1 protein-coding gene (running past one end of the window) is annotated in these 24,971 nt (G+C 62.6%); it reads left to right on the plus strand.

Going from position 1 to position 24,971, the window contains the following annotated elements; translation table 11 throughout:
* Positions 1-55 precede the first annotated feature (55 nt).
* On the plus strand, positions 56-24,971 hold the 5' portion of the coding sequence (locus tag ACZ9XP_RS04080) for a VCBS domain-containing protein (RefSeq protein ID WP_465188045.1). It continues 4,409 nt past the right edge of the window; 24,916 of the gene's 29,325 nt are visible here — the first part of the coding sequence; it begins with the start codon at positions 56-58; its stop codon lies beyond the right edge, outside the window.

Here is a 24,971-nt window from a genome sequence, read left to right on the forward strand (position 1 = left end):
AAAAACCTGCCAGCCCTCACCCGGCTGGCATTGCAGCACTTGCTGGAGCGACAACATGAGCCGTCAACCGAAGAAAAAACCGCACACTGGCCGTAATCCCGCCCTGTGGATTCGTTCCTTGCTGAAAGTCCCTTCGGGTGGGCGGGCTCGCCAGGTTGGCCGCCAGCCAAGCCTGTTTGTCGAGCAGGTAGAGCCAAGGCTGTTGTTGTCGGCGGATGGCCTGGTGCTGCCACCCACGCCGCAGCAGCAAAATCACGAAGCCATCGTGGTGCCGCAAGACCTGCTGCTGGGCCAGTTTGCCGGCAGCCTGGCCGGCCAGCATGCCGCGCTGCGCCAGACAGTAAACGAGGTGGTGTTTGTCGACCCCGCCGTGCAGGACTACGAGCAGCTGCTGGCGCAAGTGGTGTCGCGCCCGGATGAAGGTCGCGCTCCGGGCCAGCTGGAAGTGGTGGTGCTGGACGCCAGCCGTGATGGCCTGGAACAAATGAGCGGCTGGCTGCGCCAGTATCAGGGCATACGCGCCGTACACGTGATTTCCCACGGTAGCGAGGCCTCGCTGCAGCTGGGCAGCAGCGTGCTGGACGACATGAACCTGGCCGAACGCGCCGACACGCTGCTGGGCTGGCGCAGTGCGCTGGCCAGCGGCGCCGACGTGCTGCTGTATGGCTGCGATGTGGCCAAAGGCAGCCGGGGGGCCGCGTTTGTCGAGGCCCTGTCGCGTGTGGTGGGTGCCGATGTGGCCGCGTCCGACGACCGTACCGGCAACCTGGCACAGGGCGCCGACTGGCTGCTGGAAATGGCCACCGGCCAGCTGCAAGTGCAGCCGCTGTTTGCCATGAGCACGCTGGACTACCTGGGCGTACTGGCCAGCCACCCGGTGGCCAATGGCCTGCCGGACAGCAGCCTGAGCGTTGCCGATGGCGACACGGTAGACCTGAGCCAGGTCGCGGGCGATCTGGTGGTAACGGCTAGCCAGAGCGGCCTCACCGTGCGCTACGCCGACCCCACGCGCCTGGGCACTCTTACCATCACCGGCGGTGCCGGCCTGCACCTACTGGGCGGGCAGGGCAGCAACCGTTTTGTGATCGAAGACGCCAGCCGTATCGCCAGCATCAGCGCCGGCCAGGACGCGCAAGACCGTGTAGAGCTCAAAGGCCTGGCAGGCCTGAGCAAAGACGGCAGCGGCAAGACTGTCGTCAGCATGGGTGGCCGCACTTTTACCGTGGACAAGGTCGAGCAGTTCAGCGGTGATATCTCGCTGGGTGCCTCTGCCCAGTCGGCACTGGGCCAGGCCATGGATAAGTGGAACGCCGCTGCCGCCCAGCTGGTGAACCTGCCGCAGCTGCAACACAAAGTACCGTTGCTGGACAAAACCCTGGGCGAGCTGCTGGGCAGCGCCCTGTCGGCCACGCCGGGCGTGCTGGATAACCTGGGCAAGGTGCTGGGCTTTGATAAAGCCGCCGCCGCCATTGCCGCCGCCACCAATCTGGGCAGCCTGGCCAGCGCCTTGCAAGACGAAATCAATAGCGGCGTAGCCGGTAGCCCGTTTACCGTGAGTGCGCTACTGGCGGGCGACTGGAGCGAGCTGCGCCTAAGCCTGCAATTTGACGCCAGCCGCACGCTGACCGTCAGCCCGGTGCTGTCGCAGGACATCAGCCAGAAGTTGGCCGCAGCCGGCTTTGCCATTGATGCCCTGTCCGAGCTGGACGCCGTGCTGGGCCTGCGTGGCCAGGTGGATATCGGTCTGAGCCTGGCGGGTTTGGCCAGTCTGGATGGCAATGTCAGCCACGCCGCCTTCCTGCGCGTGGCCCCGCTGGTGGTGGGGCTGGACCTGGCCGCGCGCAATGTCAGCGCCACCGTTGGCCTGTCGCGCCAGGTGTTTGGTAGCGGGGCGGCCGCCGTATCGGTCAATAATGGCAGCATCGACCTGAGCTGCCGCACCGAGCTGCGTTTTGCCGAAGGCTTCTGCGACGAACAAGGCCGCCTGCCGCTGGCCAAGCTGACCAGCGAGGTCATCGCCAGCGGCTTTGCAGTGAATGCCACCGGCAGCCTCAACGCCACGCTGCCGCTGAACGCCACCCTGGGCAATTTCAACCTGTCGGCTTACGGTACCCCTACGCTGATTCTGGAAACCGACGAGCTGTTCCGCGTCGCCAGCGGCGAGAAAATCAGTGTGACCAGCCCGGCGGTATCGCTGGATGTGTCGCTGAGCGCCGAGCTGCAGCAGTCCATTCTGGACATGCTCGGTGGTGCCAAAGAGCTGGGCGAGAAGCTGCCGTTCGGCCTGTTTGACCAGGAAATCCCCGGCGTGGGCAAGTCGCTGGCCCAGCTGCTGAACGACAGCAACGACAAAGCCGCCGCCGGCATTGGTGGTGTGTTCAACCTGAAAGACGCTGCCAAAACCTACTTTGATGGTTTCAGCGGCGGCAGCCTGCCTAGCATCCGCGGCTTGGTGGCCAGCCTGTCGGCCACCTTGAGCAATGCCTTCAAGAAAGCCTTTGATGCCACCCAGTTCAACTGGTCTGGCAAGAGCCTGAGCGGCTTCAACTTTGCTGCTTTTGCCAGCGACAAAAGCCTGAGCCTGGATTTCCTGCGCGGCATGAACTTTAGCGGTGCCGACCTGCGCGGTGCGCGTTTTGATGGCCTGGACCTGAGCGGTATCAACTTTAGCGGTGCCCGCCTGAACGGCGCCAGCTTTAGCCTGGCCACCCTGCGCGGCGTGAATTTCAGCGGGGCCTGGCTGGACGGCGTGAGCTTTGCCGGCCTGGACCTGCGCGGGGTGAACTTTGCCGGCGCCAGCATTGCCGGGGTGAATTTCACCGGCGCGGCAGCGTTTGGCGTGAACTGGGCGGGTGTACGCTTCCCGCAGCTGAAGCTGCCGGATGTCACCCACCTGATCAGCGATATCAACCTGGGTAGCCTGTTTGGTGCCAACAGTGGCTGGAAGCAGCTGCAATGGGGGCTGGACCTGTCTGCGCTGAAGCTGGACTGGTCACGTTTCGATTTGTCCGGTATCGATTTTTCCGGTGTCAACCTGTCCGGCTTCAAGCTGGCCGGTGCCAACCTGCGCGGCGTAACGTTTGACGGCGCCAACCTGTCCGGCGTAGACCTGAGCGGCGCCTTTGGCTGGCAGGTGAAGTGGGGCAGCGTGCTGACCGACGCGCTGACCAAGCTGGATAACCTGATTACCGACATCAACCTGTCGCTTGGCGGAACAGGCAGCTTCAAGCTGTGGCACACCACTACCAACTTCAACGGTTTCAATTTCAGTGGTTGGGATTTGTCCGGCCTGGATTTCAGCGGCAAGTCCTTCCTGGGTTCGCTGTTCCGTGGTGTGGATTTCGGTGGCGCGCGCCTGGGCGGTGCCACATTTGACATCAGCACCGATTTTTCCTGGGCCGACTGGCGCGGTATCGACCTGTCCGGCATCAGCAGCTTGCTGGGCAAGTTCCGTGGCGTGAATTTCAGCGGGCTGAACTTCAGCGGCATCAGCTTTGACAGCTTGGTTGTCGACCTGTCCGGTGCCCGCTTTACCGGCACCAGCAACCTGGCCGGCCTGTTCAGCGGCCTGTCTGTCAGCGTGAAGCGCTGGTTTACCGGCGCCGATTTCAGCGGGGTGGATTTTTCCGGCCTGTCAGCGCTGACCACCTTCAAGTTTGCCGGCTTCAAACGCGTCAATTTTAGCGGTGCCAACCTGTCCGGCCTGGATTTCAGCGGCGTAGACCTGTCGTTTGCCAACCTGCGCAATGTGTCGCTGGCCGACCTCAAGCTGGACGGTGCCTTGCTGTCCGGTGTGGATTTCAGTGGTGTGGTGGGCGCCATCAAGAGCGCGGCCCAGGCGTTTTACGACGCGCTGACCAAGCTGCCGTCGCTGCTGAGCGCCGACCTGCTCAAGAGCATGAACAAGCTGGTGGTCGAAGACATTCTGGCGACCGGCGCCAGCGGCCCGGCATTTGCCTTCTCGGGCGGCCTGAGCTTTAACGGCAACGCGCTGGACCTGCGCCTGAACCTGCAAGCCAACCTGGACCGCAGCTTCGAGGCCAACTTCCATTTCAGCACGGCCGACCTGGCCAATAGCAGCATGTTGCCGGTGTTTGATGTCAGCGGCACGGCGCTGGGCCGGGCGGTGTTTGCGCTGAATTTCGACATTGGCGCGCGTATCGGCCTGCTGGATAAAAACGTGGCAGGGGTGGTAAACATCCCGCTGCCGGCGTCGATCGACCCGTATTTGCGCCTGAACCGCCTGGACGCAGCCGCCTCGCTGGGCGTAGCCAACCTGGCTGCCAGCATCAGCCTGGCCAACCTGGGTAGCGCCAGCCTGGTCAACGGCCAGTTTGCGCTGGCAGTGGGCGGGCGCATGTCGCTGAATGGCCCGTCTGGCGAGGGTCTGCTGCGCTGGAGCGAGCTGGCGGCGCTAAAAGCGGCCAACCCTGCCGACTGGTGGAAACAGCTGGCCACGCTGACGCCATCTACCAAGCTGGATGCGTCGTTTGGCGTCGCGCTGGACGTGCAGCCGACGATTGGTGGCCAGAGCTTTACCGATATTTTTGGTACGCCGTACATCACGCTGGATACAGACCATCTGTTCCGCCTCAGCGACGAAGGCCTGGTGGTATACCAGGCACCGTCGGTGAGCGTGGACGTGCTGCTGTCTGCCACGCAGAAAACCCAGCTGCTGAACGTGCTGGACAAGCTGAAAGCGGCAGGCGAAGGCGCGTTTAACCCGGATTTCCTGTCCATCAAGCTGCCCGGCATTGGCAAGAGCCTGTCCGAGCTGTTTGGCAACAAGAGCGCCGACCCCGGTAGCAGCTTCTTCAACCGCTTGCTGAACCTGAGCGATGCGGCCAATGCTTACTTTAACAGCACCAAGCTGGCGGCTACCCCGCCGGCCGATGCCGCCGATGCCACGCTGCTGGGCCTGGTGAATGCGCTGAATACGGCGCTGTCGCAAAAGGTTGCCATCGATTTCGACGCCAGCCAGAGCGACTGGTCGGGCAAAAATCTGGCCAACGTCAGCTTTGCCGGCCTGAACCTGCGCGGCTTCAATTTTAACGGTGCCGACCTCACCGGCGCCGACTTCAGCGGTGCCGACCTTACCGGTGCCACCTTTGCCGGGGCCAACCTGAGCTTTGCCGTGTTTGCCACCCGCAAACCGGATGGCAGCGTAGACCGCAGCACGGGCAAAGCCGGCGCGGCACGCCTGGAAGGAGTGAATTTTAGCGGTGCGCGCCTGAAGGGCGTGAACCTGGGCGGCCTGGACCTGCGTGCGGCCAACTTCGAGCTGGCCGACATCAGCACCACCTTGTTCGACAAAGCCTCGCTGGTCGGCGCCAGCTTTGTCGGTAGCGTGGTCTCGGCCAGCACCAGCCTGGCCAACGCGCTGTTTAGCGGCGTGTTGCCTGCCGAGCTGCTGCGTGCCACCGGCACCGCTATCGACCTGGACCCGCTTACCGGCGCGGCCGACCTGAGCGGTTTTGACCTGAGCGGTTTCAATTTCAGCGGCCTGGACCTGTCCGGTATCAAACTGGCCAATGCCAAGCTGGTGGCGGCCAACCTGTACGGCGTGAAATTCGGTGCGGCCAACCTGGCCGGTGCCGACCTGAGCACCGCGTACCTGGCCAAAGCCGATCTGGCCACCGCCACGCTGAGCAGTGCCACCAAGCTGGACGGTGCGCTGTTCGCCAAAACCGATAGCGTGCCCACTACCGGCAGCGGCAGTGCGCTGGTGATCAAGCAGGGCACCTCGCTGGCCGGGCTGAACCTGTCCGGCTACGATTTCAGCGGTATCGACTTTAACGGCGTCGACCTGTCCGGCACACGCCTGGTAGGCGCCGTGTTTGCCGGTGCCAGCCTGGCGGGCGCCACACTGAGCGACACCAGTGATTTCAGCCAGGCAGACCTGCGCGGTTTGGCGGCGGTTACCGCAGCCAGCGGCGACCCGCAAATCAGCCTGCCGGCCACGCTCAAAGGCGTGTTTGCCGGTGCCGACTTGTCCGGCCTGAACTTGTCCAATATCAGCCTGAGCGGCCTGAACCTGGCGGGTGCCAACCTGCAAGGGGCTACCGTGACCGGCGCCGATTTGTCCCTGGCCAACCTGCGTGAGGCCAACCTGCTGCTGGTAAGCGGTACGCCAGCCAGCGCCAAAGGTGCCCTGTACGATAGCGATACCCGCTGGTATGCGGGCGCGGCCAAATGGGCCGGTGTGCAAAAAGCAGCCGAGGCGCCAGCCAGTGCCCACCTGTACGACGGCCCGCTCTTCGACTTCCGCGGTACGCTGGATACCAGCGGTACCGAGATCCGCATTGCGCTGAATTTCCAGATCAACCTGAACCGCCAGGTGGCCATGGGCTTTGCGCTGGGTAGCAGCGACCTGCCCGAGGCCGCACGCAAGCTGCTGCCGCAGTTTGCCCTGTCCGGCACGGCGCTGGCCGATATCAAGGCCGCAGCCGATATCGACCTGGGCGTGGTACTGGGTAGCAAGACCGTGGGCAATGGTGCGGCCAACTTCACCGTGCCCAGCGCCGACCAGATACAAACCTATATCAATGTAAACCGCCTGCAAGCCGAGGCCGAACTGCAGCTGCAAAACCTGCAGGCACTGCTGAATGTGGCCGGCCTGCTGGACGTGGGCATCGAACAGGCGGATATCAGCCTGAAAGCCGCGGTTAAAGCTGTGCTGGACGACCCGGACAACCGCGATGGCAAAGGCCGCGTGTACTTGTCCGAAATCGCCGCCGCCCAAGGCGGCCTGGCGGGCCTGATTCACAGCGACAGCGTTGCCAGCCTGTCCGGTGCCATTACCTTGAACGCCAAAGGCCAGGGCTTTAACCTGAACGATTTCGGCCTGCCGGTCATCAACCTGGACGCGCCCGTGCTGTTCAAGCCCGATGCCACCACCGGCAAGCTGGTACTGCAGCGCCCCGACGCCACGCTGGACGTGCGCCTGACAGAGACCCTGCGCGACAAGCTGCTGGAGGTGCTGGACAAGGTAGACAGCACGGCCAACCAGAACGTGCTGGGCGTGGGGTTGCTGAACAGCAAAGTGCCTGGCCTGGACCAGAGCATCAACGAGCTGCTGGGCTTTGACAGCGACGACACCGACGCCGTCGATATCAAGGTATTTGCCCTGAAGCAGGCTGCGCAGGAGTTCTTTGCCAAATACACCTTCAGCGATACCGCCGAAGCGAACAAAAAAACCGGCTGGCCCACCCTGCGCGAGGCTACGCAGCACCTGAAACGCGAGCTGGCCAAGAAGTTCGGCCTGCCGCTGGATGCCAACCGCCACGACTGGTCTGGTGAAGACCTGGCCAATTACGATTTCAGCAAGCAAAGCGCTAATCACCTGCGCGGCTACGACTTTAGCGGCGCCAACCTCAGCGGGGCCAATTTCAGCGGCCTGAACCTGGACGGCGTGAACTTTAGCGGCGCCAACCTGCAAGGCGCGATTTTTGACGCCAAGACATCGCTACGCGGCGCCAATTTCGACGGTGCCGACCTGCAGGGCATCACCTGGACGACAGTCGACCTGCGCGGCGTAAACATGGCGAATGCCAACCTGAGCGCGGCCAATCTGGTGGGTAAAGACCTGTCCGGGGCCGACCTCAGCGGTGCGCTGCTGGAAGGCGCCGACCTGAGCGACAGCAACCTGCGCAATGCCAGCCTGGCGCGTGCCGACCTGTCCGGTGCGCGGCTGGAAAACGCGCTGGCCATTGGCGCCAGCTTTGCCTGGGCCAGCTACGACGGCAATACTTTCCTGGACGGCATGGTGGTAGACCGCACCGTGAAGGCGGTATTCGGTACCGAGCTGTCTGAAAACGTGATCTACCTGGGTAAGCGTGGTGTCACACTGGATGGCCAGGGCTACCACTGGCAGGGCTGGGACCTGTCGTTTATCGACTTCTCGGTGTTCCAGAACCTGACCATCAAGAACTTCGACTGGTCCGGCGTGAACCTGCGCGGGGTGAACTTCAGCGGTGTTACTTTTGCCGGCAGCATCAACCTGAAAGGCGTGTTTGCCGTAGACGTGACCTGGCCGAGCATCGACTTCTCCAGCGTGTTCAAGTTTGATGGCGGCAGCGGCTTCTTCTTCAACAGCAGCGGTAGCGGCCTTTCGCTGCCAAGCTGGCTGACCGGTATCAGCGGCTACCTGCCGTCGCTGGATTTCAATTTCAGTGCCAACGGCCTGTTGTCGCTGCGCGGCTGGGATTTGTCCGGCCTGGACTTCAGCGGCCTCAAGCTGAACCTCTCCGGCATTGATCTGAGCTTTGCCAACCTGAGCAAGCTGAAGTTTGGCGAACTGGTGCTGAACTTTGACACCAACTGGGCAGGCAGTATCTGGTCTGGCCTGAGCTTTACCACCGGCAAGTGGCCAAGCCTGGCGGGTATTTTCCGCGATGTGGATTTCAGCGGTTTCGATTTCAGCGGCTTCAAGTTGCCGGGTAGCTGGGGTTTTGATGGCGTTCACCTGCCAGACTTCAGCGGTGCGCGCTTTGCTGGCGCCCTGAACGTGGGCGAGTTCCTGATCGGCCTGAAGCTGAAGCTGCAAAAGCTGAACCTTGACCTGAGCCTGCCACAGATCAATTTCTCGTTTGCCGACTTCCGTGGCCTGGACCTGAGCGGCCTGCGTGGCCTGTTCGACAGCATCAACTGGACCTCGGCCGGCATGACGCAGCCTGCGGATGCCAGCGACTGGCTGGGCAAACTGTTCCAGGGCTTCAAGCTGCCGTCGATCAACCTGTCGGGTATCAAGCTGCCGGATATCACCTTTGATTTCAGCAAGCTGGACCTGTCTTTTGCCAACCTCAAAGGCATCAGCTTTGCCACGCCTGCTTTCAAAGGCTTCAATTTTGATGGCGCCAACCTGCGCGGCATCGACCTGTCCGGCCTGCTGGGCTGGATCAAGTCGGCCTCCAAAGCCATGTTCAACAAGGCGGATGCCTGGGTAAGCGGCGTAGCCGATGCGCTCAAGACGCTGGACATGGATGCCGTAGTGCTGGACGAGGTGTTTGCCGGCGATGTCAGCGGCCCCGAGTTTGCCGTGCTGCCAATGTTCGATACCACTGGCAACGAAATCACTCTGGGTCTGGGCGTAAAGATCAACCTGGATCGCAGCCTGCAGCAGCAATTCGAGTTTGGCTTGGCCAACCTGGCCGGCGACGCCGCCACCAAGATTGCCAACTTTACTGCCAGCGGTAGCGCCATTGGCCGCTTGGTACTGCACGCCGACCTGGAAGCCGGTTTGGCGGTAGGCACCAAGAGTGGCGACAACAGCTTGAACCTGCCGGTGCCGACCAACGCCGACCTGTATTTCCGCATCAACCGCTTTGACGCAGGCGCGGCGCTGAATGTTTACGGCCTGCAAGCCAGTGCCAGCCTGCTGGGCGACCTGGCCCAGGTCAAACTGGTGGATAGCGATTTTGCGGTAAAAGCTGCTGCCAAAGTGGTGGTAACCGACCCGGACAATAGCGACGGCAAAGGCCGCATTACGCTGAAAGACCTGGCGGCGCTGTCCGGCCAGGGCAAGACCGTGGGCAGCCTGTTTGCCGTGACCCCAGCCGCATCGCTGGAAGGCAATCTGGTATTTGATGCCAGCGTGGGCAGCGTGAACATGGGCATGTTCGGCAACCCGACGCTGGCGATCCGCTCCGACATCATCAAGGGCAAGCTCACCCCGCAGTATTTCTTTGATGTCAGCATCGACGGTGTCGATGCCCAGAAAAACCTGAAAGCCATTTTCGATCAGGCGGCCAGCGTGGGCGACTCGCTGGACGGCATGGGGTTCATGTCCAGCCAGCTGCCGTTTGTCGGCGAAAGCCTGGGCGGCATCATGCAAAGCGAAGATGGCCGCAAGCTGGGCGACGTGCTGTCTTTCCGCCGCGTGGTAGATGGCACCAAGTTCTCGGTACTGGACGACTACTACAACAAGACTGGCACGCATACCTACAGCGGCCTGATCAGCCTGCTGAAAGACTATCTGTCTGCCAGCGGTGACTACAGCGGCTTGCAGTCGCTGTTCCCCAACCAGTATGGCGAAACGCAGGCAGGCCCGTTTACCGTGGGCGGCGGCCTGGAGTTCCAGGGCAGTAACGAGCAGCAGATTGTCGACCTGGGCGGGGCAAGCGGTGGCAGCTTCAAGCTCACCTTCAGCCACGACGGCGACGACTACAGTACAGAAGCCATTCTGCACAGCGCTTCTGCCGACGATGTGAAAACAGCCTTGTTGGCCGCCAAGACTAGCGGCGGCACGGCGCTCAATGGCTTGCTGCTGGATGTGGTGAAGCTGGATGGCCGTTATCAGGTGAGCTTTGCCGGTGTGCTGGCAGGCCGCAATGTGGCGGCCATGCAAGTAGACGGCACCCAGCTGAGCAAGGGCGCCAGCAGTGTCAGCGCTACGGTGCGTACCCAGCGCGAGGGCGCCAGCAAAGAGCTGCGCCTGGACCTGAAGCTGGACCTGAGCAAGACCACCAGCCTGCCGTTCAACCTGGGCACCGGCCTGGACAGCCTGGGCCTGAAACTGAAGGGCAGCGGCGATATCGACCTGACCGGCGAGGTGAAGCTGGATCTGTCGTTCGGCTTTAACTTCGACACCCTGGCCAATGCCGCCAGCGGCAAGCTATTCATGCAGGCGCGCGAGATATCGGCCAAGGCCAGCGCCAGCATGCAGAACTTCAACGCAGGGGTATCGCTGGGTATTCTGGATGGCCAGATAGACAACGGCACCATGCAGTTCCAGGCCAACGCCAATGTGGGCCTGTCGGCGCAGGCCGGCAATGCCGACCGTAACGGCGAGCGCGTGATGCTGGGTGATGTGGGCAAGCTGGGCGACCACGTCAATGCCAAGGCCGACGTGTACGCCGTGGCCGACCTGCCGATCAAGGCCAACCTGTTTGGTGGCGACCTCACCAAGCTGACCGGCGGGGCCAACCCGAAAGTGGTGGTGGAGTGGGGTACCGAAGCCACCCCGCTGGCGCTGGAGGACATCAAGACCGCCAAGCCGGTTATCCGCAAGGAAAACTTCACCAACCTGGCCAGCCTGTCCAATATGACACCGGCGCAGATGGTGCAGCTGCTGGCCAATGTGGGCGACTTCCTCAACCAGTTCCGCGACTCGGACCTGTTCGACATCAAGGTGCCGTTCAGTGGTGCCGACCTGGGCGATGTATTCGACTTTGGCTACGGCTGGACCAAGGTGCTGAACGAGCGCCTGCAGGGCATCACCGCCATGGACCTGACCGCCAATAAAGCCATTTCGCCGGTACTGGCCGACGACGTGGCGTTTGACCTGGTGCTGCAACGCCCGGGCGATACGGTGCCAAGCAAGTACACCGTGACCGTGAAGGCGGCAGAAACGGCCGGCTTCAAGAGCATTAACGAGCTGGCAGAGCTGATCAACGGCAAAGTGGCCGAGGTAATGAACGGCGCGCTGAAGCTGAACAACAGCCTGCCGGTATGGGTGACCGAAGGCCAGAGCAATAGCAGCACGCAGGGCAGCCAGCAAAGCGCTAACGGCGATGCGGCCAAGGTGACCCAGCTGCAGCAGGGCGGCGAGGCCGATAACGCGGTGCTGTTGCTGGATATCGGCACCGCCAATGGCACGCTCACGCTGAAAAACGTGGGCAACGCTACCACGGCTAGCGTCGTGCTGGGCGCTGCCGATAGCGACGCCACCATCGCCAGCAAGCTGCAGGCAGGTGTGGCCACGGTATTTGGCACCCATGCGGCCAACCTGAAAGTGACGGGCAGCCGCGCCGATGGTTTCCGCATCGAGTTTATCGGCAGCCTGGCCGGCAAGGCCTTCATGGCCAAAGAAAGCGTGGCCGGCCTGGTGGTGACAGCGGGTAGCAGCAGCTTCCTGTTCAAGCCGGGCATGCGCGAAGGCCAGGTCAATTTTGCGGCGACCAACGGGGGCGTCGCCACGAGCTTCTCTTTGCTGGCAGACAAGAGTCTTGCTGCGTTGCAAAGCGATATCCAGCAGGCGGTTGCTACGGCCACCAATATCAATGCCAGCAAGATCACGGTAAGCGGCGACCGCAGCAATGGTTTCCGCATTACCTTCGCCGATACGGTTCCGGCGCAGCTGGCAGCCAGCATGGAGGTTGGCGGCGTCAACGCCATGTCGGTCAGCTTTGTGGCCCCGGCTAACGCTACGGCAGCGGTGAGCGAGACGCTATCGCACAGCGTGGGGGTAAGCGAGGTCAAAGTACTGGCCTTTACCGGCTACGAGCGCGGCACCTTCGAGCTGGAGCTGTACGGCAAGAAAACCGGCCCCATCCGTTACCTTAATAACGCGGTAGACGCCCAGGCGCTGGCGGTCCAGCAAGCGCTGGAAGGCATCGTGGGCAAGGGTAATGTGGAGGTGAGCTTCCCGCAGAAAGACCCGCTGGACGCCAGCGGCAAGAAGGCCAACTACGGCTCGGCGCCCAAGTTCAAGATTACCTTCAAGGGTAGCTACGCCCAGCAGAACATCCCGGATATGACCGTCTACTTTGGCGGCCTGAAAGCGGGCAGCTACGTGCCGGCAGGGGACGTGCGCGGCGTAGAGCTGATCGAGTTCAAACCGGGCGTGAACAAGCGTGGCGAGGTGCAAACCGTGGCCGTGAGCGCGGCGGCCACCACACCGGCCAGCTTTACCCTGTCGTTTACGCACGACGGCAAGACCTACACCACCGGCACGCTGAACAGCAATATGGGCTCGGGCGATATCCGTAGCCAGCTGCTGGCCGCTACCGCCGCAGGCGGTGCCAAGCTGGGTGATATCAAGGGTATCGAGCTGGGCGTATCGCTGGCCGAGCGCGGTGCCTGGAAAGTGAGCTTTGGCGGTAGCCTGGCCGGTGTCGAGCTGGCCGAGCTGCAGGTCGGCAACCTGGCCAACACCGTGAACCCTACCGTGACCCTGGCCTCGGTGCAGGAAGGCCGCTTCCGCAGCGAAGTGCAGCAGGTCGTGCTGGCCGCTTCCAGCGGCCTGATGCGCGTGCAGCTGGGCGAGGGTGCGCTCTCGGCCACCTTCCCGGCGCTGGCCACAGCCAAAGAACTGCAAGCCATTCTGGAAGCCATGCCGGATATCGGTAGCGGCAATGTGGTGGTAAGCGGCAGCCCGCAAAAATGGACCATCAGCTTCCAGGGCCGCCTGTCCGGCCGTGATGTCCCCGAGCTGGTATTCAGCCCGGTGCAGGAGCTGGCCTTGCAAGCCGCCGCCAGTGGCAGCACCAGCTTCAGCGTGAAACTGGCTGGCAGCACCGCGGCCAGCAAAACCGTCACCATTACCGGCTTCGATGACGAGCAGGTGCGTGCCGCGCTGCAAGATGCGCTGGCTAGCCTGGACGGTGTGGGGGCGGGCAATGTCAGCGTTGCCGGCCAGGACGGCCAGTGGCTGATTACCTTCACCGGCGAGCTGGCCGGCCAGGTGGTAGCCGGCGTGGAGCTTACCCGCACCGTAGACACCACCGTAGAAAAGGTAAAAGCCAAAGCCGTATCGGCGGCCATGCTGCAGGTCAGCGCCATCGAGCCGCAGCTGAAAGCCGGCGGTATCACCTGGGGCAAGCTGCAGTTCAAGCCGGTGAATGTGGACGATTTTGCGTACTTTGCCATTCGGCCCTCTGCTGGTGTGTCTATCGATGTGGTTACCCCTGGTACCGCCCAGGTGGCCGAGGTGCAGCGCTTGCGCATTGTGAATGCGGCCATGGGCGCTGCATCGCAGTTCGAGCTGCAGTTCACCGACAAGGCGGGCAAGAAAGCCGAGATCAACGGCCTGGCGGTGGATATCAGCGCCAGCCAGCTGCAAGAGCGCATCAATACCGCCTTCACCAATGCCGGCATCGACGGCAGCGTGACCGTAGCCGTGTCGGTGATGAACGAGCCGGTAGGCACCCGCGTACCTGAAGGCACCCGTGCGTTTGACATTACCTTTGCCGGCAAGCTGGCCACGGGCGACCAGCCTGCCTTTACCACCACCTATCAGAGCCTGCGCGCCAAGCCCGGCGCCCAGATGGTGGCCTACAGCCTGCAACAGGGCGCAGCGGCTACCGCCACCAGCGTGACCAAAAACGAAGTGCAGCGCCTCACCATCAGCAACGCGGTAGGCGGCACCTACGGCTTTGCCCAGCGTGTGGGCAGCGAGTACTACACGCTGAACGAGCCGTTTGCCTACGGCGCCAGCGCCGAGCAGCAGGAGGCCGAGCTGAAAAAAGCCGGCCTGGACGATGCCGCCATCGCGGCACTGAAAGACGGCAAAACCGCCGAAGAAGCGCTGGCTATCCGCCAGGCCAAGCTGATCGAGCTGGGCCTGCGCAAAGCCTTTGCAACCGGGCCGAAAGCCATTGCCGGTGCCGATGTTACCGTGACGGCTGTGGCCGGCCTGCCGGATACCTTTGACATCGTTTACGGTGGCAGCCTGGCCGGTGAAGACCTGCCCACGCTGCTGCTGAACAGCAGCCAGCTCAAGAGCGCGGCACAAGCTGCCGGTGACAAAGGCTACGCCGGGGTAGACCTGCTGGGCCTGGACGTACTGGGACAGGAAGCGCGCACGCAGAGCGGGCCGAAGTTCAATACCCTGGAAGAGTTTGCCGCCGTGCTGCAAGACGCGGTCAACGAGCTGTTGCCCAAGGGTGAAACCTTCAATGTGACAGCCCGCTTTGACGCTCAGGCCATGGACTTCATGTTCGACCTGCGCTTTACCCCGGCCATGCCGCAGCAGCTGGTACCGCTGGACTTCGGCTTTGATCTGGCACCGGTGGGGGATTTCAGCGCCAAGGGCAACCTGGTGCTGAATGCCGGTATCGACTTTGTCACCACCATCGGCCTGGACTTCAACCGCCCGGATAATTTCAGCGCGGTAGGCGGCACGGTGAACAAAGCCGAGCTGGTGGCCAATGCCAGCGCCGGCGTGGCCAACGTTGGCCGCGTACTGTTCAACCAGGCGGCAGCGTACAACGCCACCTCCAACCCGGCCATCGATGCCAAATTCACCATGGATATCGACGGCGAGCGTTACGAGCTGACGCTGGACGCCGCCCGCCAGGCCGACAACAACAGCGTGGAAGACCTGCTGGCAGACCTGAACGCCGTGCTGGAGGCCACCGCAGTCAAAGCCAATGGCAAGCTGGCCGTGGTGAATTACAGCAAGCTGGGCCAGGCCGCCCGTTTTAGCCTGGTAGAGGTGGCGGGCAAGAAGCAGCTGCAGCTGAGCCTGTCGGGCACCGGCCTGCAGGAAGTCACGCTGTCCGGCCAGGCCGTCAGCGTGACCGTGGATGGCCAGACCCGTAGCATCAATGCCGCCACCAATGTGCTGGGCCTGAGCGGCAGCCAGAAAATGGCCGCCGTCAACGTGGACATGCCCGCCAATGGCAAGCTGTCGGCCAATACCACCTTCGATCTGATCATCAACGGTGCCGACGACCAAGCCACCGGCGGCATGACCGCCACCGGCGAAGACAACGCCATCAACGTGGCGATCAACCAGTCTGCCTTTGCCGACAACACCACACCGGAACACCTGGCGGCCGATATCCAGGCCGCGCTTGACGCCATCACCACACTGGGCCCGCTGGAAGGCAAAGTGCAGGCCAACGGGCAGGCCATCAGCAACCTGGGCCAGGTGCTGAAGGTAAAAGTGCTGACCCAGGGCCAGGGCAAGGTGCTGGCGTTTGTTACCCAGGGCCAGGTCATCAGTACCCTGAGCTTCCGCGTGGCGGATACCGACCCGCTGGTACAGCAGCTGGGTATCCAGCCTGGCGTGACCTACAAGGCGCGCGGCGTGTCGCTGTTCCTGCAGGACACCCTGCTGGGCGGCAAGATCGTGGCCGGGGTGGAAGACTTCAGCGCCACCGGCAAGCTGGGTTTTGTGTCCATGACTATGGACCAGATGAAAGCCGCGATTGATGCCGGCGTGAACGTGCAGATGCAGAACGGCGCGTCCGGCCAGGCTGGCGACCGCGTGTACGTGAGCGACCTGCTGGACGCCGGCAGCCGCAACGACAGCCTGCTGGGTTCGCGTTCCGACATTACCCTTAACGCCGGCCAGAGCAAAACCCTGGGCGCGCTGGCTGTCGACCCGCTTACCGGCCAGCTGCCGCTGGACGTGGGCCTGCGGGTGACGCTGACCGACCCGGCCGTAAACGGCGGCAAAGCCATTGCGCTGGATGTCACCGTGCTGGCTGCCGATGCGGCCAACAATACCTCGCTGGCCGACCTGGCCGGCGACGTGAACGCCGCCATCAAGGCCGAGCTGACCGCCTGGGCCGGCAAGCAGGTGCCGCCGCTGGCGACCGTGCCGTTTGCCAGCCACACCTTTGTCACGCTGGGCGATTTGTACAAGCTGGATGGCAGTGTGGAGCAACAAAACGCGGTGCTGAAGTTTACCGCGCCCACTGCCGCCGCCATGACCGTGGTGGGCCGTAGCCTGATCAAGGACTACTTCACCCCGATTACCTTTAGCGATTCCACCTACGGCGCGGGTACCCAGCCGACCGCCAGCCTGACGATCGAAGGCATCAAGGTCGACGCTGGCGGCCTGAACCTGCTGCCGCCGGATGCTAACCCTAGCATTGATATCAGCCTGCCTATCATCGACGTATGGAAAGGCGTGAGCAGCCTGAAAGACGCGGTAGACGTGCGCGTAACCGGTGCCGACGTGCTGATGGGTTTCCGCAAGCTGTCGTGGGTACAGCTGATCGACGGCCTGAAAATGGTGGGCAACCTGCTGGGCCAGATGGACAGCTTTGCCTTCCTGAACCAGAACATTCCGCTGATCGACCGCAGCGTCAACGACATGCTGGACGTGGCGTCTGCGCTGGCGCACGCGCTGGACAAACTGGGCAGCAACCCGGCCCAGGGCGTGACCGAGCTGCGCAAGGTGCTGTCGGAAAGCTTTGGCATGCCGATTTACGACGCGGCGCGCCCGGACGTGTTCGGCATCAATATCGATTACGACGCCAAGACCAATGCGCTGGCCATCACCATCCCGTACGTGATCAAGCTGGCCGACCAGAACTTCTCGCTGGCCATGGACCTGGAAAAACTGGGCGACCTGATCGGCGGCGATACCGTGAAGCAGCTGATGGGCGCGGTCAGCACACTGGCCGATGTGGGCGGCAGTGCCAAGATCGGCCTGAAATCCAGCGCCATGCTGAATATCGCGCTGGGCGTAGACCTGGATTCCGGCGAGCTGTTTGTCTTTGACCACGACAATAACGGCACCGCCGATAACTACAAAGACGACAAAGGCACCTTTGCCCAGCTGGGGCTGGAGGTCGATGGCCAGGACCTGAACTTTGCCGCCGGCCTGGGGCCGTTGTCGCTGAAGATCAGCAACGGTATCGCCAGCGTACTGGCCCGTGCCGGCCTGTACCTGAACGACGAAGCCGCCGGCAGTGCCGGCCATGGCGACGGCCGCCATTATCTGTCGTCTGCCGTGGCAGTAAGCGTGCTGCAGCAGGGCGATAGCGTGGCACTGCAGTGGCAGGAGGCTGCGGCCAACTTCAGCATTACCGGCAATACCGGCGGTGCAGTCATCAAGCTGGTGCCGCCAGCCGACGATACCGCCTCGACGGCAGATGAAACCTACCGCCTGAAGCTGGTGGTAGGGGGCAGCACCTTCTACACCGACAGCTTTAGCCGCAGCTACGACGCCGACGCCATGCAGGCGCTGCTGGAAAAAGCGCTGTTCTTTGGCCCGCAGGCTATCAAGGGCAGCGTGAGTGTGACGGCGGTGAACCCGTCCGACCTGAGCCAGGGCTGGAAAGTGAACCTGGGCGGGAGTGCGCTCACCGGCAAAACCATTACCGTGACCGCCCACGCCCTGAAAGCCGGCGAGGCCGCGCTGGGTAGCGCCGATACCATCCAGTGGGTGCGCGTGCCTAGCGGCTCGGGCGGCAGCTTTACCTTGTCGGTAGAGATTGCCGGCAAAACCTACACCACCGACGACATCGCCTGGAACGCCAGCGCTGCCGACGTGGCCAGCGCGCTGAACGCCAAACTGGCGGCAGTGAAAGTCGGCGAGGTGGCGGTAGCCGTTAGCGTGGCCGCCCACAATGCGGCCAACCTGGCCCAGGGCTGGGACGTACGCTTTGCCGGTGGCCTGGCAGGCAAGTCCGTGGCGGCCATGACCGCCAATACCGCCAAGCTGACCCACCAGGGCGCGGTAGCCGTGGTACCGGTGGTGGCGGGTAAAGACCCGAGCGGTCTGCAAACCGCCACCGTGGCGCGCGTGTCGGTGGTGGCCGGCAGCAGCGGCACCTTTGATCTGAAGTTCAGCGCTGGTGGGGTGAATTATGTTGCGGCCAACCTGGCCTACGACATTGGCGCCACCGAGCTGCAAACCCGCCTGAACCAGGCGGTGGGCGCAGGCTATAGCGGTATCGAAGTGGTGGTAGACAAGAACTACGGCGGCTTCAGCATCCGCTTTGGCGGCGCCACCCTGGCGGGCAAGATGGTGACGGTAAGCGCCGACACCACCAAGCTGAAAGCCAGCCCGTTCGGTACCCTGTTCAATAACCTGGATGTGGACTTTGACGGTACCGCCAGTGTGCTGCTGCCTGCCAGCGTAGAGCTGGACAGCGAGCTGGTCGAGCTGGGTCAGGTGCTGATTCCGGGCCTGGAAAGCACCTATCAGGTGGGCAATGTCGAAGTCCGCATCAACAGCCTGAAAGCCCTGACCCAGGCCATGCTGCAAGGTGTGGCGGTCAGCTCGGCGCAGATCAAGACTGCGGGCGACTACGACGCCACCAAGATCATCAACTACGCGCTGCCAAACCTGGACAAGGTTTACAGCGTGATGGCGCTGAAAAACCCGCTGATCCAGCTGATCCGCAACCCGGCCATCATCATTGACGGCATCGATTACGCCCTGAAGGGTATCCAGAAGAGCCTGGACGCCATGGCCTCGCTGCCGCTGCCGCTGATTGGCAGCCAGTTGAAAAAGGGCACGCAGTTTGTCGGTGATTTCCGCAGCAGCGTGATTGCCAAGATCAGCGACTTTGTGAACAGCACGGTAGACACCTACGGTGGCATGGACAACGCATTGCGCCAGGTGCTGTTTGAAGCCTTTACCAATGACAGTAACGGCGATGGCAAGATTCAGGCCGCATCGCTGGACCAGTGGCTGGAAAAAGGCGAAGACGCCGGCGATAACCCGTTCCTGAACTTCCTGAAAGACTACAACGGCGACAACCTGATTACCGCCGACGACATCGTGGTGGAATTCCTGGCCATGGGTCTGACCGGCGTGGCCAACGGTACGCGCCTGGGCTACACCCTGGCCGGTACCAAGGACGACAAGCGTGGCGACAAGAAAGGTGGCGACGTCGTCAACACCCTGGCAGGCCACGACGCCCTGCAAGAAGCCAAGGCGCTGCAGTTCCGCATGCACCTGGGGCAGAACCTGCTGTCGCGCGATATCGACCTGTCGTTCGACATGGGCCTGCCGGGCCTGTCGCTAGAGGTAGAAGGCGGCGTACAGCTGGACCTGGGCTGGGATTTCTACCTGGGCTTTGGCGTGAACACCACCGACGGCCTGTACCTGGTCAGCAATATGGCCGGCAAGGCCGGCCTGCCGGACGGGCAGTACGTGGTAGCGGCAGACCAGCAAGCGGCCTACACCGCGGCTAACCCGGAAATCATCAACCCGTGGCAGCTCACCGAAGCGCAAACGGTCAAAGAGATCAGCATCAGCTTTGATGCCTACCTGATCGGCAGCGGCGGTGGCCAGCTGGACGTGACCAATGGTGCCACGGAAAGCAGCTTTAACTTTACCAAGGGCGATGCCGGCACCTACACGCTGAGCTTTAGCGATGGCAGCAAGACCTACACCACGGCGGCCATCAGCCGCAGCGCGTCGGCCAGCCAGATTCAGGCGGCGCTGAACAAGGCGGTCAGCAAGTCGTACACCGGCATTACGGTTACCGCGCAAGCCGACCCGGCCACCAAGAAGATTACCGGCCACAAAGTGGTGTTCGCGGGTGACAAGTTTGTTGGCAAGACCGTAACCCTGTCGGCCGATGCGGCCAAGCTCAAAGACAGCACCCAGCCGGCTTCGATGACAGCGAAGATCTTCTTCCTGCAAGGCAAGCTTACCGACGACCACGGCAATTCCATTGTCGGCCCTGACGCCAGCAACCTGACCTCGTACACCAAGAACAGTGCCGGCGGTCTGTTTGACGCAGGCAACCGCGGCGATATCGGCTCGCGCACCTGGTTCCATGGCAGCTTTGCCATCGACATGATCGACCGTGCCGGCAGCAACGACGGCCGCATCACCTTTGGCGAGATGACGCGCGGCAAGTTTGGCGATCTGTTCAAGTCCGAAGTCACCGGCAAGGCGCAGGCCAACTTCAAGATGGACCTGTCCATCGAAGGCAGCAAGGTACTGCCGCGCCTGGTGGCCGACTTCCACCTGACCTGGGGCCTGAAGAACAACCCGGCGGCCATCGGCTACGACAGCTTGTTCACCACCTCGCCGCAGGTGTGGATTACCGAGCTGGGCATTGATGTCGGCAGCTTCTTCAGCGACTTCCTGGGCCCGATCGTGTCCAAGGTACAGAGCATCACCAAGCCGCTGCAGCCGATTATCGATGGCCTCACCACGCCGATTCCGGGCCTGTCCAAGCTGGCAGGCAAGGATTACACCCTGCTGGACCTGGCTTCCGACCTGGGCAAGGGTGACAAGCGCATCGAGTTCATCAAGACCTTTGTCACCATGCTGGACCTGTTCAACAGCATTCCGGTGGATGCCGAAGGCCTGATTATCCCGGTAGGGCGCGTGTTCAACCTGGCCGGCGACCTGACCAATGCCTCCAGCCGTAAAGGGGCGTCGCTCACTGGCCAGACCCAGGACGTGAACAAGGCGCTGGATGCCCCTAAACCGGCAGCCAGCAGTGGTAGCAGCACCCCGGCCAAGACGCCAAGTGCCAGCGGCACCAAAGGCTTCCTGGACAAGCTGAACAACCCGAATAACGCCTTCAAGATACCGCTGCTGCAAGACTTGTCCAAAGTGCTGGACCTGATCATGGGCAAACCGGTAGACCTGGTGACCTACACCCCGCCTAGCCTGGGCGTGGGTGTCATGATCGATGTCGGGGCTTTTGTGTTCCCGGGCCTGAAAGTGGGCATGCGCGGTTCGCTGGATATCGCAGTGAACCTGACGCTGGGCTTTGATACCAGCGGCATCATCAAGTTTATCGACTCGGGTAATGCGCTGGATATCTTCGACGGCTTCTATGTCAGCGATAACTTCAAGAACGGTATCGACCTGCCGGAAATCGACGTGCTGGCCAAACTGGCCATCTACGGTGAGTTCAACGCCGGTGTGCTGCGCGCCGGTATCGAAGCGGGCCTGAAGCTGAAAGGCGAAGTGGACTTCTGGGACGAGGAAGGCCCGGGCGCCAATGACGGCAAGTTCCGCGCCAAGGAAATCATCAATGCCCTGATGTGCAACCCGCTGAACGTGGTAGAAGCCAGCATTGCCGGCTCGCTGTACGTGGATGTGTACGTGAAGCTGTTCGTGCTGTTTGGCTGGGCCACCGTGTTCGACAAGACGCTGCTGGAGGTGGACCTGTTCGAGCTGCAGTGGACCCCGACACCGTGCATGCCGATCCTGGCGTCCGACGACAACGGCGACGGCACCTGGGTGCTGCATATGGGCTCGTTTGACGGTGCCAACCTGATCGACGTGGATGCCACCTACGGCAGCGACATCAACAAACAGGCCCGCGACCGCATCAACCGCAATATCGAAGACGGCGACGAGAAATTCGTCATCAAGGAAATCGGTAACGGCGAGATCGAAATTACCGCCACGCTGGACGGCGTGGAGTACGTCAAGACCTATAGTGGCGTGAAGCGCATCCTGGGCTACGCCGGCAAGGGGAATGACATCATCGACGCCAGCGGCCTGAAAACCATCCAGGCCGTGCTGGTGGGCGGTGCTGGCAAGGACCAGATTCTTGGCGGTGCCAAGGACGATATCCTGATCGGCGGTACCGGTACCACCATCCTGCGTGGCAATGCCGGTAACGACCTGCTGCTGGCGCGCGGTGGCAGTACCGAGATGATCGGCGGCAGCGGCAGCGATAGCTATCGTTTCCTGGAAAACTGGGCCAGCGCCACCGTGCACGACGACGATAGCGGCGGTGCGGCCAACGTGTTCGACTTCTCGGCCGTGGCCAGCAGCCTGGTACTGGATACCGCTGGCCTGAACGTGTCTGCCGGCAGCAACCTGATGAGTTTCGATGCTGTTACCGAAGTGGGCCTGTTTGTGGGTGGCCAGGGTGACGACACCATCGACATGTCGGCCGAAGAAGCCATGCTGCATATCAATGTCAGCAATGTGGCCGAAGACGTCGCCGCACTGCAGGCCGGTATGGGCAGCAAAGCCGCTGCCAAACTCGATAGCCTGATCACCGCTGACGAGGCGCTGGACGAAGGTGTCATCACCAATACCGCCGCGGGCAAAGCCAATGGCGACAATAACTTTGGCGACCGCCTGTTCCGCTTCCTGGGCGTGGAAAACCTGATTGGCGGCAGCAATAGCGATGTATTCGTGTTTGCCAACCAGGCCGCCATTACCAACAGCCTCTACGGCGGCCCCACCCGTGGTGTTGGTGTGTCTGGCGGCAACGAAAAAGCCGGTGCCCGCAATATCCTGGACCTGTCGCAGTACAACAGCGGCGTGCGCATCAACGAAAGCGGCCGTGCCTACACCATTCCGGCAGCCGTAAAAGGCCCGCTGGCCGACGTGCCGTCGGAAAGCCGCTTTACCAACGAGGCGGCCAAGGTCACCGTGCGCGGCTTCCACACCATGATCGGTGGTGCCGGCGACGACGTACTGGTGGGCGATGCCAGCCAGAACGTGATACTGGGCATGAAGGGTAGCGACGTACTGGTCGGCATGGAAGGCAACGACCTGCTGGTGGCTGACACCCTGAAAATGAAAGAAAGCGGCAAACTGGTCGAGCTGGTGTCCGGCAAGCCGGCGTGGGAGCTGCTGCCAAGCCGTACCTGGACCTGGTACGGCACCACCATCCAGAACGCCAAACTGGGCGACCTGCCGGGCGCGCAAGTGCTGATTGGCGGCCTGGATAGCAACGACGGCAACGACGTGCTGATGGGCTCCAGCGGTGCCGACCGCTTCTACACCGGTGGCGGCGACGACACCGTGGTAGGCGACTTTGGCCGCCTGGCGTTCGAAGCCCGTGGCGAGCTGAAAGACGGCGATGCCAGCCAGGCGCAGTCCACGGCTAACGGTGGTGGCGGCAACGACACCATCGTCGGCCTCAACGGCAACCATGTGGTATTGGGCGGCCTGGGGCAGGACAGCATCACGCTGGGCAACGGCAATAGCCTGGTGCTGGGCGACCTGGGCAGCTTTACGCTGAAATCCGATACCCGCCTGACCCTGACCGCGCAAACCAGCGTGGGCAACAGCTTTGACGAAAACGGTGCGACCGACACCATTACCCTGGGTAGCGGCAGCAATGTGGTGATTGCCGGTGCCGGTGCCGACAGCGTCAGCATCAACGACGCCGCCGACAGCCGCAATGTGGTGCTGGGCGATAGCGGCCAGGTGGTGTTTGGCAGCGCCAAAAAGGATGCGCATCTGCTGCAAAGTGTCGACGCGCAAGTGCGTGAAACCACCGGTGCCGCCGACAGCATCAGCCTGCAGTCCGGCAATGCCGTACTGGCCGGTGGTGCCGGTGCCGACGTGATCACCGTGAGTGCCGCGGCCTCGGCTGCGGCCAACTACCGCTACATCAGCGGCGACCACGCCATCTTCAGCTTCGACACCCTGGGCGGCCTGACCGACCTGGTGACGACTGACGTGGCCGATGCCACCGGCGGTAACGACAAGATCACCATCGCCAGCAGTGGCATGGCCAGCGATATCGGCCTGAACATGGTGGTGGCCGGCATGGGCAGCGACACCGTACTGGTGAGTGCCGAAATCGACCCGGTGACCGGTGAAATCCGCCGCGGCACTGCCACCAGCCAGGACATCCTGCTGGGCGATAACGGCGAAATCCACCGTACCGCCGCCGATGCCGGCAATGGCCAGCGCAACCTGATGCTGCAGGTCAAGAGCACGGTAAACGACAAGGGCGGCAACGATATTCTGGCCAGCGGCGACGGTGGCAAAGTGCTGCTGGGCGGTTTTGGCGCCGACACCCTGTACGCCCGCGATGGCGCACAGCTGGTGGTAGGCGATAACGGCGAGCTGAACTACGACAGCGTGGCGCGCAACGGCATGCTGCGCGAGATGCAGAGCACCGACCCGGTGATCGGCGGCGCCGACCGTATCTTGCTGCGTGACGGTATCAAGCACGTGATCGGTGGCATTGGTGCCGATGTGGTCGATATCGACGCCACCGGCCTGCCGCAGTCCAGCAGCCCGGCCACGGTGACTGGCCTGGATCTGCAAGACAACCTGGCCGGTAGCCAGGGCCGTTTTGTGGCCGGCGACAATGCCCGCTTCAGCTACGACGCGCGCAGCGGCCTGACCGACCTGGTGACCACCGATGCCATTACCGCCACCGGCGGTGACGACGTGATCAGCCTGGGCCAGAAAGACCTGGCGACCAACCTGGGCCTGCAAGTGGTATTTGGTGGTATGGGTGCCGACCAGATCGTGGTGCGCAGCGTGGCGCGCAGCCAGGACATCCTGTTTGGCGACAACGGCGAGCTGCGCCGTAAACCGCTGGGCTATGGTGTGCTGTCGGCTAGCAGCCTGGCTGCCAGCCTGGGCGGCGACGACCAGATTCGTACCGGCAAAGGCGACAAGCTGATCGTGGGTGGTTTCGGCAACGACCGCATCGTGGCCGAAACCGTGCGCGAAGGCAGCGCGGTAGAGCGCGTGCTGGCGCTGGGTGATGCTGGCCGCGTGGTGTTTGATGCGGCCGGTAGCGTGCAGCTGCAAAAAATGGAAAGCACCGACATCGGCTTTGGTGGCGACGACCAGCTCACCCTGGGCGATGGTGACATCACCG

The sequence above is a fragment of the Vogesella perlucida genome, assembly GCF_979366545.1.